Consider the following 14,969-nt stretch of genomic DNA (forward strand, 5'->3'; position numbering starts at 1 on the left):
TCACCAGGGGTGGACGGTGCCGTCGGTCAACCGGTTCACCGGCAGGTAGGCCGGCGCGTACGGGTAGCGGGCCGCGGCCTCCTCGTCGATGTCCACGCCGAGGCCGGGGGTCTCGGCGGGATGCAGGTAGCCGTCGTCGAAGTGGTAGCCGTGCGGGAAGACCTCGTCGGTGAGCGCGGTGTGCCGCATGTATTCCTGGAGGCCGAAGTTGGGGATGGCGAGGTCCAGGTGCAGCGCGGCGGCCATGCAGACCGGGGAGAGGTCGGTGGCGCCGTGCGAGCCGCTGCGGACGTGGTGCAGCGCGGCGAGGTCGAAGATGCGGCGCAGGTGGGTGAGACCGCCGGCGTGGACCACTGTCGTGCGGACGTAGTCGATGAGCTGTTCCCGGATGAGCTGGGCGGTGTCCCAGACGCTGTTGAAGACCTCGCCGACGGCGATCGGCGTGGTGGTGTGCTGCCGGATGAGCCGGAAGCCCTCCGGCAGGTCCGCCGGGACCGGGTCCTCCATCCAGGTCAGCGCGTACGGTTCCAGGCTCTTGCCGAGCCGGGCCGCCTCGATCGGGGTGAGCCGGTGGTGCACGTCGTGCAGCAGCCGGAGGGTGGGGCCGAACTCGTCGCGGACCCGGGCGAACACCGTCGGCACGTGCGCCAGGTACGCCTCGGTGGACCAGGTCGTCTCCGTCGGCAGCGCGGCGTCGGCCGGCTCGTAGAACATCTTGTCGGCGCTGACGCCGTAGGTGCGGGGCAGGCCGGGCACGCCGCACTGCACGCGCACCGCGCGGTAGCCGAGGTCGACGAAGCGGGCGACCTCGGTGAGCACCTCGTCGACGGTCTCCCCGTTGGCGTGGCCGTAGACCGTCACGCCCTCCCGGGACCGGCCGCCGAGGAGCTGGTAGACCGGCAGCCCGGCGACCTTGCCCTTGATGTCCCACAGCGCGGTGTCGACCGCCGCGATGGCGCTCATGGTGACCGGCCCGCGCCGCCAGTACGCTCCCTGGTAGAGGTATTGCCAGGTGTCCTCGATGCGGGCCGGGTCGCGCCCGATCAGCAGCGGCACGACGTGGTCGCGCAGGTAGGACGCGACGGCCAGTTCCCGGCCGTTGAGGGTGGCGTCGCCGACGCCGGTGACGCCGTCGTCGGTGAGGATCTTCAGGGTCACGAAGTTGCGGCCGGGGCAGGACACGATCACCCGTGCGTCGACGATCCTCATCCGTCCATTATCCCCGAGTGATCGGTCAAGGTCGATTCGGGCCGGGGAGCGGTCGTGGCGTTGCGCCGCGACCGCTCCCCCGCCCCCATCGGGTCAGGCGACGTCGCAGCTCTGGCCGTTGAGGGTGAACGCGGTCGGCTTGGCATTGCCGCCGGACCAGCCGGCGAGGAAGCCGAAGGTCACGGTGCCGCCCGGGCTGATGGCGCCGTTGTAGGCGACGTTCGTGGCGGTGACCTGCCCGCCGCTCTGGGTGTAGGTGGCGCCCCACGCCTGGTTGATCTGCTGGCCGTTGGCGAAGGACCACCGCAGGGTCCACCCGTTGACGGCGCTGGTTCCGGTGTTGCGGACCGTCACGTCGCCCTGGAACCCGTCCGGCCACTGGCCGGCGATCGCGTAGGTGACCTGGCAGGCGCCGGTGGGCGGCGGTGGGGTGGTCGGCGAGGCGGTGGGCGACGGGCTGGTGGTCGGCGTGGTGGTCGGGGTCGGCGTGGGGCTGGGGCTGCCGGACCCGCCGCTGACCCGGTAGACGACGGTGCCGTGGCCGGGCACGCTCGCCGAGATCGCGCCGGTGCTGCTGGAGGTGGTGTTGGTCCACGCGTCGCGCAGCGTGAAGGAGCTGCCCGACAGCCCGACGGCCGCCGCGGTGGTGGAGATCGTGGTGGTGCCACTGCCCTGGTTGAACAACGCCACCGCCACATCACCGTTGGCCAACCGCTTCGCCAACACCCGACGGGTACCGTCGAACGACACCTGCGCCGCCTGCAACGCCAACGCATCCTGACTGATCCCGATCAACGTCGGATTCTTCAGAATCGCCTGCGTCGCCGCGTTCATGTTCCGCAGATCATTACCCGCGATCAACGGCGACGCCATCACTGCCCACAACGCGAAATGACTCCGCATCTCCGTGTCGGTCATCCCACCCCGACCCACCTCCAACATGTCCATGTCGTTGAACGCCCCCGGCTTCGCCCGCCCCGCAAGCGGCACCGTCACGTCCACAATATTCTGAATCCCCATCGGATACCCGTTGGTCTGACCCGAGTTCCACGTGTTCGTGATGTCCTCCGTGGTCCGCCACATGTTCGCCACATCACCCCAGTCCCGCTGCGGACCCGTCTTCGAGTGCACACTGTTGGAGTTGATGCTGTACACGATCGGCCGACCCGTCCCCGCCAGAGCATCCCGCATCAGGTTGAACACCCGCACCTGCTCATCGATCGACCCCGACGGCGAACACCAGTCATACTTCAGATAATCCACCCCCCACGCCGCGAACTGCCGCGCGTCCTGCACCTCATGCCCCTGCGCCCCCGTCGACCCCGGATAACTGTTGAAATACTGCGCACACGTCTTCGTCAACGGACCCTGATAGATCCCGAACTTCAACCCCCGCGCATGAATGTAGTCACCCAGGGCCTTCATCCCCGACGGAAACCGACCCGGATCCCCCTGCAAATTCCCCGCCGAATCCCGATTCGGATTCATCCAACAATCATCCACCACCACATACTGATACCCGGCATCCCGCATCCCCGAACTGACCATCGCATCAGCCATCTGCCGGATCAACGACTCACTGATGTTGCAACCAAACGTGTTCCAACTGTTCCACCCCATCGGCGGCGTACGAGCCGCACCGTTGTCGAGGGCGAGCGCCTCGGGTGTGCGCAGCACGGTGGCGGCTCCGGCCGTCACCAGCAGCAGTCCGGCCGCGAGCGCGGTGGCCGTCCGGCGACCGCGAGCGAGCATCCTCATGCCTACCATCCCTTTCGGAGCAGGTGGCGCACCGCTCGCCGGGACGCACGTGAGGCGACAGGGCGCGCGAGCGCTGCGCTGTTAGCGCTAACAAGGTGCTGCCCGTCGCACCATGACGTTCGAGGTACCGCATGGGGTCGGCCACCGGACTCCCCGCGGTCGCCGTCCCAGGGCCATAGGGTTTCGTGGATGGGTCAGCGGCGTCAAGACGTCTGACGTTATCGTGAACATTTCGTCGGGGGTGGTCGCTCGTGTCCGCAGGCTCGTCCTACCGCAATCCGGTCGTGCCCGGCTTCTACCCCGACCCGAGCGTCTGCCGGGTCGGGGAGGACTACTACCTGGTCTGCTCCAGCTTCGAGTACGCCCCGGGGGTGCCGCTGCTGCACAGCCGGGATCTGGTCAACTGGCGGCAGATCGGCAACGTCCTGGACCGGCCGAGCCAGCTACCGCTCCCGCCGGACACCGTGGCGTCCCAGGGCATCTTCGCGCCCACCATCCGCCACCACGACGGCCGGTTCTGGGTGGTCACCACGAACGTCAGCGTGGGCCGGCACCTCATCGTCTCCGCGCCGGATCCCACCGGCCCCTGGTCCGAGCCGGTCTGGTTCGACCTGCCGCACGTCGACCCGTCGCTGGCCTGGGACGAGGAGGGCAACTGCTGGCTCACCACCTCGGGTGTCGACCTCTACCGGATCGACCCGGAGCGGGGCCGGGTCCTGGAGGGCCCGATCCACCTGTGGTCGGGCACCGGCGGCCAGTATCCGGAGGCCCCACACCTCTACCCGATCGACGGTTGGTGGTACCTGCTGCTCTCCGAGGGCGGCACGCACACCGGCCACGCCGTCTCGGTCGCCCGGTCGCGCAGCCCCCGGGGCCCGTTCGCGCCGGCGCCGGCCAACCCGATCCTCACCCACCGCGGCACCGACCGGCCGGTGCAGGCCACCGGGCACGCCGACCTGGTCCAGGCCGCCGACGGCAGTTGGTGGATGTTCCTGCTCGGCATCCGGGCCCGGGGGCAGTGGCCGCCCTACCACGTCCTCGGCCGGGAGACCTTCCTCGCGCCGGTGCGCTGGGTCGACGGCTGGCCGGTCGTCGACCCCGTCCAGGAGGTCAGCCCCGCGCCCGCCGGCACCGCCCCGGCCCGCGCGCCCCGGGCCGACGCCGGTCCACACCGCGACGACTTCGACTCGGCGGTCCTCGCCCCGGAGTGGATCTCGCCCCGCTCCCGGCCCGACGCGGCCTGGTCGCTCACCGACCGGCCCGGATGGCTGACCCTGCACGCCACCGGGACGACCCTCGACCGCGCCGGCGCGACGATCGTGGGAATGCGCCAGCGGCACCACGACTGCCGCGCCAGCGCACGCCTGGACCCGGGTGGCGGCACCGCCGGGCTCACCATCCGGATCGACGAGGCACACCACTACGACCTGGAGGTCCGGGACGGCACCGTGCGGGTCGTCGGCCGGGTCGGGCCGTTCCACCAGGTCTTCGCCACGCTCGCGGTCGACGCCGGTCCGCTCGTCCTGACCGTCGCCACCCGGACCCACGACCTCCGCCCGCCGACCGTGACCTCGGCCGCCGAGCCGGTGGCCGGCGCCGCGCCCCTCGGCGTACGGCCCGCCGGCTGCGACATGGTCACGTTCGAGGTGGCCACCGCCGACGGCACCCACCTGCTGGCCGAACTCGACGGCCGTTACCTGTCCACGGAGGTCGCGGCCGGCTTCACCGGGCGGGTCATCGGCATGTACGTGACGGCCGGCACCGCCGCGTTCGACTGGTTCGAGCAGCGGCCCTCGGCGTAGCGGGCGTGGTCGGCGGACCGGCGCGGGGCCGCCGGCCGCGGGTCAGGCCGGTTCGGGGACGCCTCCGGGCTCCCCGTCGTCGGGCATCGGCTCGACGGGCGCCTCCGGCAGCTCGTCGGGCGTCTCCGGAAGGAGCTCACCCGGATCGTCCGGCACGTCCTCGCGTGGGTCCAACGGCGGGTACACCTCGGGGTCGAGATCGGGATTCGTCATCGACCCATTATCGGACGAGACCACCGGCGTCGCCCGACGAGCAGGTTAGCGTGCCGGCGCAGGGGGTACCCGCCGAGCGCTCCGGCAGCCGCTCCCGAGGAGGCCAGATGACGTCGGCCGACGCCTTCTTCGACCAGTTGTCGGCGATGGGGTACGACACCCGGCTCGGCAAGGTCTGCGGAAGCGTCCGGATCGACATCCGCGGCGACGGCGGCCTGCGGCACTGGCGACTCGACATCGACCGGGGGCACCTTCGCGTCAGTCACGACGCCGGCCCCGCCTCGACGGTCATCACCACCTCGGAGCGGACCGCGGAGGCGATGGCGGCGGGCGGGATGAACGGGCTGGCCGCGATCGCCCGGGGCGAGATCCTGGTCGACGGGGATCTCGCCCTGGCCCTGCGGATCGGGCGGCTCTTCCCGTCGCGGGCGGAGGCGGGCGCCCGGCCGGACGGGCCCGACGGTGGTGCGGGATGAAGGACGTGCCGGGCACGGTGTCGTGCATCGACGGCAACACGTTCATCGTGTCGGACAGCTCCGGCGACATCGAGTCCTCGACGGCCGCGCCGGTCGGCCTGTTCACCGCCGACAGCCGCTACCTGTCGCACTGGGTGCTCACCGTGAACGGCGAGCGGATGACGGCCCTGTCGGTGGACGACAGCCACTATTTCGAGGCGGCGTTCTTCCTGGTCCCCGGCGGCCAGATGGACTACGTGCAGGCGGACGTGTCGGCCATCCGGCGACGGCGCATCGACGCCGACCTGACCGAGTCGATCACCGTCTTCAACTACGGCGAGCAACCGCGGGAGGTGGACGTCCGGCTGGAGGTGGCGGCCGACTTCGCCGACATCTTCGAGATCAAGTTCGCTGTCGGCGCCAAGACCGGCGAACTGTACACCGAGGTCGCGCCGGACGGGTTGCGGCTGGGCTACCGCCGCGACACCTTCCACCGGGAGGTCGTCATCACCGCCGACCGGCCGGCGACGTTCACCCCCGACGACATCCGGTTCACGGCCCGGCTGGAACCCGGCGCCGACTGGTCGGTCCGGCTGCGAGCGGAGATGCGGGCGTGGCGGCCCGACGGCGTCGACCTGCGGGCCGGGCTCCGCGCCCTGCGGTCGGACGCGTCCGTCCTGCCCGAGAGCGTGCGGGCCTGGCTGGCCGCGGCGCCGACCCTGGACACCGACAGCGCCACCCTGCGGCAGGTGTACCACCGCAGTCTGGTCGACCTGGCGGCGCTCCGCTTCGCGCCACTCTCGCTCGGCGGCGCCACCGTGCCGGCGGCCGGCCTGCCCTGGTTCATGACGCTGTTCGGCCGCGACAGCCTGCTCACCTGCCTCCAGAGCCTCCCGTTCACGCCGGCGCTGACCCCGCCGACGTTGCGCATCCTCGCCTCGCTCCAGGGCGCGCGGGACGACGACGTGCTGGAGGAGGACCCCGGGCGGATCCTGCACGAGCTGCGCTACGGCGAGTCCGCGGCGTTCGAGGAGCAGCCCCACTCGCCGTACTACGGGACGGTCGACGCGACCCCGCTGTTCGTGGTGCTGCTCGACGAGTACGAACGGTGGAGCGGGGACACCGCGCTGGTCCGGGAACTCGAACCCGAGACGCGCGCGGCGTTGGCCTGGATGGCTGGTCCCGCCGACCTCACCGGCGCCGGCTACCTGTCGTACCAGCGGCGCAACGTGGAGACGGGGTTGGAGAACCAGTGCTGGAAGGACTCCTGCGACAGCATCTCCTACGCCGACGGCCGGTTGCCGGGCTTCCCCCGGTCGACGTGCGAGGCCCAGGGGTACGCCTACGACGCGATGATCCGCGCGGCCCGGCTGGCGCGTGAGATCTGGCACGACGCGGCCTTCGCCGACCGGCTCGAACGGGAGGCGGCGGCGTTGTACGAGCGCTTCAACCGCGATTTCTGGCTGGAGGATCGCGGTTGGTACGCGGTGGCCCTCGGCCCGGACGGCACCCCGGTGGACAGCCTGACCTCCAACATCGGGCACCTGTTGTGGAGCGGGATCGTGCCATCGGAGCGGGCCGCGCGGGTGACCGAGCATCTGATGAGCCCGGCCCTGTTCTCCGGTTGGGGCGTCCGCACGCTGGCCGAGGGGCAAGGCCGCTACAACCCGCTGGGTTACCACACCGGCACCGTGTGGCCCTTCGACAACTCCTTCATCGCCTGGGGGCTGCGGCGCTACGGCTTCACCGACGAGGCCGGCCGCATCGCCGAGGGCATCATCTCCGCCGCGGCCTACTTCGATGGACGCCTGCCGGAGGCGTTCGGCGGCTTCGACCGCCGGACCACCCGCTACCCGGTCCGCTATCCGACCGCCGGCAGCCCGCAGGCCTGGTCCAGCGGGGCTCCGCTGCTGCTGCTGCGCACCCTGCTCGGCCTCGATCCACACGAGGACCATCTCGCCACGATCCCGGCGCTGCCGGCGATGTTCGACCACATCGCCCTGCTGGACGTGCCCGGCCGCTGGGGCCGGATGGACGCCTTCGCCCGGCACCGGCCGGACAATTCGCCGGAAACGTATTGACAAACATTGTTTCCAGATAGACGCTGAGAGAGCGCTCTCCGCCGCTCTCCGCCACCAACGAGGTGTCCCATGCGTCTTCGGAAACGGCTGCTCGCCGCCGCGTCAACCCTGCTCGTCGCGCTGGGCAGCGGCCCGCCCCTGGCCGCGCCCGCGCAGGCGGTCGGCCCGAGCCTGCTGCCCGTCACCGTCACCAACACCACCGGTCGCGCCGACGCCGTGCACCTGTACGTCATCGGCACCCAACTGTCCACCGGCCGGCTCGGCTACGTGACCGCGTCCGGCGCGTTCGTGGCCTGGACCGGCGGGCAGATCCCGCCGTCGCCGGCGCCGGACGCCTCCATCCCCGGCCCCGGCAACGGCGGCAGCACCACCCTCCGGTTCCCGCGCGGCTTCTCCGGCCGCGTCTACTTCGCGCTCGGGCAGAAGCTGACGTTCCTCCTCACGCCCGACGGCCTCGTGCAGCCCGCGCCGTGGGCGGCCGGCGACGCCAACCGCGACATCCTCTTCGACTGGAGCGAGTTCACCTACAACGACTCGGGCCTGTGGCTGAACAGCTCGCAGGTCGACATGTTCGCGGTGCCGCACGCGGTGACCGTGACCGGGTCCAACGGCGTCACCCGGCGGACCGGCGACGTGGTGGCGAACGGGCGCAACGCGGTCATCGACGGGATCCGGGCCCAGTCCGGCTGGGCCAACACCGTCCAGACCCGCTCGGACGGCACCGTGTTGCGAGTGCTCGCCCCCGGCAAGGCGGCCGGCGCCGGCCTGCTCAGCGCCACCTACCTCGACTCCTACATCGCCGCCGCGTGGAACGCGTACACCACGAAGACGCTCACCGTGGCGCCCTTCGCCGACCAGCCGTCCGTCCGCTACTACGGCCGCACCTCGGGCACCACCATGACGTTCACCAACGGCAGCGGTCAGGTGGTCGCCTCGTTCACGCGCCCCTCGTCGGCGAGCGTGTGGGGCTGCGACGGCGACCTGCCCGCGCCGAACGACCAGGTCGTCGGCCCGATCTCGCGTACGCTCTGCGCCGCGCTGAACCGCGGCACGCTCGGCACGGTCGACACCCAGCCCAGCACCGACGCCGCCGCCTTCTACCGCAACTCCCCCACCAACCAGTACGCCCGGTTGATCCACGCCAACATGGCCGACGGCAAGGCGTACGCGTTCGCCTTCGACGACGTCGGCGCGTTCGAGTCGCTCGTGCACGACGGCGACCCCCGCTCCGCCGGACTGATCCTCAGCCCGTTCGGCGGCGGCTCGACGAGCACCGCGACCGCGCTGGTGAGCAGCCTCAACAACAAGTGCGTCGACGTGCCCAGCTCGAACTTCGTCGACCGCGCCCCGCTGCAGATGTGGAACTGCAACAACACCAACGCGCAGAAGTGGACGTTCAGCGGTTCGGCGCTGCGCAGCCAGAACGGCAAGTGCATGGACGTCGACGGCGGCTCGACCGCCAACGGCGCGGTCGTCCAGCTCTATGCCTGCAACGGCACCGGGGCCCAGCAGTTCACCCTCACCGCCGCCGGTGACCTGGTCAACCCCCAGGCCAACAGGTGCGTCGACATCAAGGACCGCAACACCGCCGACGGGGCCCGGCTCCAGTTGTGGGACTGCAACGGCACCACCGGCCAGAAGTGGCGCAAGGGCTGACCGCACCCGGCACGACGGACGGGGCTCGGCCGGCGGCCGGGCCCCGTCCGCGTGTCAGTGCGCGACCACGACCCCCGGGGCGGGCTCCAGGTCGGCGAGCCGGGACGGCCGCACCACGACCAGCAGCACCGCCAGCGCCGCCACCATGCCACCGGTCACCACCAGGGCCATCGCCACCGCGCCGGTGCCCAGCACGCCGACCAGCGGCGCAGCCACCGCGCCCACCCCGAACTGCACGGCGCCGAGCAGCGCGGACGCCGTGCCGGCCGCCTCGCCGTGCCGGGACAGCGCCAGCGCCGGGGCGTTCGGCATCGCCAGGCCGGCTGCCGCCAGCACCACCCACAACGACACCAGCAGGGCGGGCAGCCCACCGACGTTCGTCGCGGCGAAGGCCAGCAGGGCCAGCCCGGCCAGGGTCCCCACGCCCAGCGAGACCACGAGGATGCGCTGCGGCGGGAAGCGGCGCAGCAACCGCACGTTGTACTGGGTCGCCCCGATCAGGCCCACCGCGCCCGCGCCGAACGCCAGCGCGAACTGCTGCTCGTCGAGCCCGTACCCCTGCTGGAGCACGAACGACGAGCCGGCCACGTACGCGAACAGCGCTGCCATGGCCAGGCCGGCGACCAGGACCAGGCCCACGAACGCGCGGTCGCGCAGCAGCGAGCCGTAGAGGAGGACGGTGTCGACCACGCCGCCGCGACGGCGGCGCCCGGGCGGGAGCGTCTCCGGCAGGCCGAACGCGGCGACCACGGCCAGCAGCACACCGAAGACCGCCAGGACGACGAAGACCCCCGGCCAGTCCGTCCAGCGCAGCACGGCCCCGCCCAGGGTGGGGGCGAGGATCGGCGCCGCGCCCATCACCAGCAGCAGCCGGGAGAGCAGGGTGGCGAACGCCGCGCCGCTGAACAGGTCGCGGACCACCGCCATCGCGACCACCGCGGTGGCGGCGACGCCGAGGCCCTGCACCACGCGCAGCGCCCCGAGGACGGCGACGTTCGGCGCGACGACGCAGAGCGACGACGCCACGACGTGCAGCACGAGGCCGGCGATCAGCGGACGACGCCGCCCGACCGCGTCCGACAGCGGGCCGATCAGCAGTTGGCCGACGGCGAGCCCGGCCAGCGTACCGGTGAGGGTGAGCTGGACCGCCGCCGAGGTGGTCGCGAAGTCCGCGACGATGGCGGGCAACGCGGGCAGGTACATGTCGATGGTCAGCGGACCCACCGCGATCAGCGAACCGAGGACCAGCACGAGCCGCAGCCGCTGCCCCCGGCCCATCAGGTCCCCGGGCATGGAGGTGGCGGTCGACCGCCGGTCGGTGGCGACATCGGTCATCGGGGTGGCCTCCGCCCGGTCAGGGCGCGGCCGGGCGGGATTCGGTGCGACAGTCACACCTGGGTTCAGGTCCCGTCCCGCCGGCCCCATTCCCGTCTGCGCGAGAGGTTACCCGGCTCACAGGCAGTCGCGCACCGCCGCGCTGAGCAGGTTGGCCCGCTCGTCGTCGATGCCGCCCATCTGGTTCACCACGTAGCCGAAGCCGAGCTGGTGGGTGTCGTCGGCGAAGGCCAGGTGCCCGCCGGCGCCGTCGTGGCCGAAGCTGCGTACCCCGAGCATCGGGCGCGGCGCCGCGTGCACCAGGAAGCCGGTGCCCCAGCGGTGGCCGGCGTCCGGCAGCCCGTACACCTGCTGGCCGGCGGCGCGGACGGCGAGGGCGTCGTCGACGGACGCGGGGGTGAGCAGGCGCGGGCCGGCGGCGGACCCGGCGACGCAGGCGGCGTAGAGGCGGGCCAGGCTCTCGGCGGTGCTGACCGCGCCCGCGCCCGGGACCTGCGCGGCCTGGATGGCCGGGTCGTTGAAGCTGACCAGGCCGCTGTCGTCGGCGGGGAAGGCGAACGCGCCGCCCATCGTGATGCCGCGTTGGGCGACCGGATGGTCGGCCGGACCGGGCTCACCGGTCGGGGCCAGCATCCAGGCGACCCTGTCGCGCTCGGCGGCCGGCAGGCCGATCCAGGTACGCAGGCCGAGCGGCTCGCCGATGGTGCGGGCGAACCAGGCGCCGGGCAACTCCCCGGTGATCCGGCGGATCACCTCGCCGACAAGCCAGCCGTAGGTCATCGCGTGGTAGCTGTGCGCCGTGCCCGGCCGCCACAGCGGGGTCTGCGCCTCGATCGCCTCGATCACCGGGTCCCAGGCGAGCACCTCGTCGAGGGTGAAGGACCGGTCCAGCGCCGGCAGGCCGGCCTGGTGGGTGAGCAGCCAGCGGACCGGGATCTCGTCCTTGCCGTGCCGGCCGAACCCGGGCCAGTAGCGGACGACGGGCGCGTCCAGGTCGAGCCGGCCCTCCTGCACCAGCCGGTACGCGCAGATCGCCATGATCCCCTTGGTGACGGAGAAGACGACCGCCGGCGTGTCGGCGGTCCACGGCCGGCCGGAGCGGGGGTCGGCCGTCCCGCCGTACAGGTCGACGACCGTGCGGCCGGCGACGTGGACGGCGACCGCGGCGCCCACCTCCCCGCGGCGGGCGAAGTTGGCCCGGAACACGTCGGCGACCCGGCCGAAGCCGTCGTCGGCGTGCCCGTGGATCTGCGGGTCGGTCACCTCGTCATCCCTTCACGGAGCCCTGAAGGAGGGCCTTGATGAACTGACGCTGGAAGATCACGAACACGATGAGGGTCGGGGTCATGATGAGCAGCGAGCCGGCGCAGAGCAACACCAGGTCGGTCCCCCACTGTCCCTGGAAGGCGCCGAGCGCGCCGGCCATCGTCCGCTTGGTGGCGTCGTCCACCAGGACGATGGCGAGCAGGAACTGGTTCCAGGTCCAGAGGAACAGCAGGATGGTCAGCGACGCGACGGCCGGGCGGGCCAGCGGCACGTGCACCCGCCAGAAGAGCTGCCAGGTGTTGCTGCCGTCGACCCGGGCCGCCTCGGACAGCTCCCGTGGCACGTTGATGAAGTGCGCCCGCATCCAGAACACCGCGAACGGCATGTAGAGGCCGACCAGCGGCAGGATGATCGCCCATCGGGTGTTGAGCAGGCCCAGGTCGCGGATCTGGTAGTAGAGCGGGGTGACCACGGCCTCGAAGGGCAGGGTGAGGCCGAGCAGCAGCAGGCCGAAGGCGAGGTGGCCGCCGGGCACCCGCAGGTGGCCGAGGCCGAAGCCGGCCATGGTCGCGATGAGCACCGCGAACGGCACCACCCCGGCCACGATCAGCATGCTGGATTTCAGCAGGGCGCCCATGTTCGCGGCGGTGAAGGCGTCGGCGAAGTTGCCCCACTGCGGGTCCGACGGCCAGGCCAGGCCGGTGGGCACGGTGCCGCGCGGTTGCAGGGCCGCGGACAGCATGCTGAGGAACGGCAGCAGGGTGACGACCACGAGCGCGATCAGGAAGATCCGCCCGGTCAGCCGCTCACCACGACCGGTCAGGTTCATGGTTTCTCTCCCCGGGTCAGCCGTTGGATCGGCAGCACGCACACCAGGACCAGCAGCATCAGCACCACGCCCAGGGCCGAGGCGAGCCCGACCTGCCGCTGGGAGAAGGCGAGCCGGTAGATCTCCAGGCCCGGCACGGTCGTCTCGATGCCCGGGCCGCCGCTGGTGGAGATGTAGACGATGTCGAAGCTGGCGAGCGCCGCGATGACGGTCACCGTGAGGCAGATGCCGATCTCCTGGCGCAGGCTGGGCAGGGTCACCGCGAAGAACTCCCGGATCGAGCCGGCGCCGTCCATCCGGGCCGCCTCGTAGAGCGACGGGTCGATCTTGCTCATGCCGGTGACCAGCAGGATGGTGCAGAGGCCGAGCATCACCCAGGCCCCGATCACGCCCACGGCCGGCAGCGCGGTGTCGAACTCGCCGAGCCAGGGCCGGGTGACCGAGCCCAGTCCGACGGCCCGCAGCGCCTGGTTGACCAGGCCGCTGGAGGACATCATCCAGCTCCACGCGATGCCGGCCGCCACCAGGGGGATCACCTGGGGCAGGAAGAGCACGGTACGCACCATCGCGCCGGCCGGCCCGGTGGCGATCCGCCGGACCAGGCTGGCGACCACCAGGCCCAGCGCCACCGGGACGAAGCTGAAGAAGATGATCAGGATGAACGCGTTCCCAATGATCTTGAGCAGGTCCCGGTCGGTGAAGACGGTGACGTAGTTGTCGAGCCCCGCCCAGGTCGCCGCGCCGATGCCGTTCCAGCGGTAGAACGAGTACTGCACGGTGAGCAGGAGCGGGCGCAGCACGAAGAACCCGTACATGAGCAGCGCGGGCAGGACCCACAGCCAGCCGCTCCACCGGGCCGCGCGGCCCCACCGCTTCCGGTGGGGCCGCGCGGGTGAGCCGAGGGCGGTGGTCACCGGGACAGTTCCTTCTCGTACTCGGCCTGGACCGCCTTCACGTACCCCTCGGGCGTCTGCTGGCCGGCGACCAGCTTCTGCATCTCGGGCGTGATGGCCGCGGCGAAGATGCCACCGGTCGCGTTGGCGGTGAAGTCGACCGCGCCGTTGTCGGCCCCGAGCTGCTGCGACGCCTTCAGCGTCTCGGCCAGCACGGTGCCGTCCTGCACCGGCGGCAGGGACAGCTCGGCCGGGCCACCCGGGGACGAGCCGCCGACGTTCACCGAGATCTCCCGGGCCTTGTCGTTCGTGTGCACCCAGTTGAGGAAGAACGCCGCGGCGTCGGGGTGCTTGGCCTTGGCGCCGACCCCGAAGGTGTTCGGCGCCGACATCGCCACCCGCTTGGCGTCGGCGGTCTCACCCGGGAAGAGGAAGAATCCGACCTTGCCGGGGAGCTGCTTGTCCAGGTTCGCCGACTCCCAGTCGCCGTTGAACATGAACGTGCCGTTGCCCTTGCCGAACTCGCCCATCATCGCGGTGTAGTCGATGGCGTTCGCGTCCTTCGGGAAGTAGCCCGCCTGGGCCCACTTCTGGATGGTCTGGGTGGCCTTCAACGCCGCCGGGGTGTCGAAGGTGGCACCCGGCTTCTGGAAGATCCAGTCGGCGATCCGGGCCGGGTCGCCGTACTGGTTCTGCAGCGCCTGGTGCGGGAAGTTGATGCCGGCGGTGTTCTTGTTGAACTGCATGATCGGCTGGAGGTTCGCCGCCTTCGCCTTGGCCAGCAGGTCCTCGAACTCGGCGACGGTGGCCGGCGGCCGGGTCATGCCGATCTTCGCGGCCTGGTCCTTGTGGTAGAACACGCCCGTCACGCTGTAGCCCAGCCCCATGCCGTACAGGGAGCCCTCGCCCCGGACGCCACCCTCGCCGATCCGTAGCTGGACCAGTTGCGAGGCCGGGAACCTGTCCCACCCGTACGCCTCGAAGTAGGGGTCCATGTTCTTCAGCAGCCCGTCCTTGACCAGGTCGGCCATGGTGGGCAGCCGGATGATGTCGGGCGCGTTGTCCGAGGCGAGGACCCGGGGCGCGTTCTCCACGATGACGGTGAACTGGTCCTCGCGGACGTTGAACGTGACGTTCGGGTGCTGCTTGGTGAACTCGTCGGCGAGCGCCTTGGCCAGCGGGAAGCCGGTTTCGGCGTACATCTCCAGGGTGATCTTCTCCGACCCCAGCTCGGTGCTGACCTTGGCGTCGGCGTCGTTCGACGTCGTCTGCTCCCCGCCGGGCGGGCTGCAGGCGGTGGCGGCCAGGCCGGCGGCGAGCAGTGACGCCAGCACTGCGAACCGGCGGCGGGTCATCCTCGGGAACTCCGGCACGTCGGGCCTCCTATGTCGCGGCGGAACGGCTTCGCTAAACTGATTTAGCAGAGCATGCGCGGGTGAGCTGAGGCTGTCAAGAAGCAGTTGGCAACGGTC

12 protein-coding genes are annotated in these 14,969 nt (G+C 71.4%); 4 read left to right on the forward strand and 8 right to left on the reverse strand.

From position 1 onward, the window contains the following. The gene (gene manD, locus O7619_RS21340) at window positions 1-1,209 is read right to left on the reverse strand and encodes a D-mannonate dehydratase ManD (RefSeq protein WP_282283008.1); all 1,209 of its coding nucleotides are present in this window, start codon (window positions 1,207-1,209) and stop codon (window positions 1-3) included. Window positions 1,210-1,302: 93 nt separating this feature from the next. Then, the gene (locus O7619_RS21345; RefSeq protein ID WP_282283009.1) at window positions 1,303-2,961 is read right to left on the reverse strand and encodes a cellulose binding domain-containing protein; all 1,659 of its coding nucleotides are present in this window, start codon (window positions 2,959-2,961) and stop codon (window positions 1,303-1,305) included. Between the two features lie 257 nt (window positions 2,962-3,218). Between O7619_RS21345 and O7619_RS21350 the strand changes: the two genes are divergently transcribed. Then, window positions 3,219-4,769, forward strand: a complete 1,551-nt coding sequence (locus tag O7619_RS21350) for a glycoside hydrolase family 43 protein (protein ID WP_282283010.1) — start codon at window positions 3,219-3,221, stop codon at window positions 4,767-4,769. A gap of 42 nt (window positions 4,770-4,811) precedes the next feature. Here the strand turns inward: O7619_RS21350 and O7619_RS21355 are convergent, their stop codons facing one another. Continuing rightward, window positions 4,812-4,982, reverse strand: coding sequence for a hypothetical protein (locus O7619_RS21355; RefSeq protein WP_281588344.1), 171 nt, complete (start codon window positions 4,980-4,982; stop codon window positions 4,812-4,814). A 107-nt stretch (window positions 4,983-5,089) separates the two neighbouring features. Here O7619_RS21355 and O7619_RS21360 point away from each other — a divergent pair, with 107 nt between their 5' ends. The 3 genes from O7619_RS21360 (at window position 5,090) to O7619_RS21370 (ending at window position 9,174) form a co-directional block, all read left to right on the forward strand. Continuing rightward, on the forward strand, window positions 5,090-5,458 hold the full coding sequence (locus O7619_RS21360) for an SCP2 sterol-binding domain-containing protein (RefSeq protein WP_282283011.1): 369 nt from the start codon (window positions 5,090-5,092) through the stop codon (window positions 5,456-5,458). A 5-nt stretch (window positions 5,459-5,463) separates the two neighbouring features. Further along, on the forward strand, window positions 5,464-7,518 hold the full coding sequence (locus O7619_RS21365) for a glycogen debranching N-terminal domain-containing protein (RefSeq protein WP_282288891.1): 2,055 nt from the start codon (window positions 5,464-5,466) through the stop codon (window positions 7,516-7,518). Window positions 7,519-7,587: 69 nt separating this feature from the next. After that, window positions 7,588-9,174: a beta-1,3-glucanase family protein gene (locus O7619_RS21370; RefSeq protein ID WP_282283012.1), complete on the forward strand. Its 1,587-nt coding sequence runs from the start codon at window positions 7,588-7,590 to the stop codon at window positions 9,172-9,174. Window positions 9,175-9,228: 54 nt separating this feature from the next. Here the strand turns inward: O7619_RS21370 and O7619_RS21375 are convergent, their stop codons facing one another. From O7619_RS21375 to O7619_RS21395, 5 genes are all read right to left on the reverse strand, one after another. Next, a complete protein-coding gene (locus O7619_RS21375) occupies window positions 9,229-10,452 on the reverse strand; it encodes a multidrug effflux MFS transporter (RefSeq protein ID WP_282288892.1) in 1,224 nt (407 codons plus the stop codon). A 174-nt stretch (window positions 10,453-10,626) separates the two neighbouring features. Next, window positions 10,627-11,772: a serine hydrolase domain-containing protein gene (locus tag O7619_RS21380; protein ID WP_282283013.1), complete on the reverse strand. Its 1,146-nt coding sequence runs from the start codon at window positions 11,770-11,772 to the stop codon at window positions 10,627-10,629. A 4-nt stretch (window positions 11,773-11,776) separates the two neighbouring features. Further along, on the reverse strand, window positions 11,777-12,604 hold the full coding sequence (locus tag O7619_RS21385; protein WP_281588313.1) for a carbohydrate ABC transporter permease: 828 nt from the start codon (window positions 12,602-12,604) through the stop codon (window positions 11,777-11,779). Next, the gene (locus O7619_RS21390) at window positions 12,601-13,518 is read right to left on the reverse strand and encodes a sugar ABC transporter permease (protein WP_282283014.1); all 918 of its coding nucleotides are present in this window, start codon (window positions 13,516-13,518) and stop codon (window positions 12,601-12,603) included. Before O7619_RS21390 ends, O7619_RS21385 begins: the two co-directional genes overlap by 4 nt. Next, complete coding sequence (locus O7619_RS21395) at window positions 13,515-14,870, reverse strand: extracellular solute-binding protein (protein ID WP_282283015.1); 1,356 nt, start codon at window positions 14,868-14,870, stop codon at window positions 13,515-13,517. Before O7619_RS21395 ends, O7619_RS21390 begins: the two co-directional genes overlap by 4 nt. Between the last annotated feature and the right edge of the window lie 99 nt (window positions 14,871-14,969).

This window comes from Micromonospora sp. WMMD998, assembly GCF_029581235.1.
In the GTDB taxonomy this organism is placed as follows: Bacteria; Actinomycetota; Actinomycetes; order Mycobacteriales; family Micromonosporaceae; genus Micromonospora.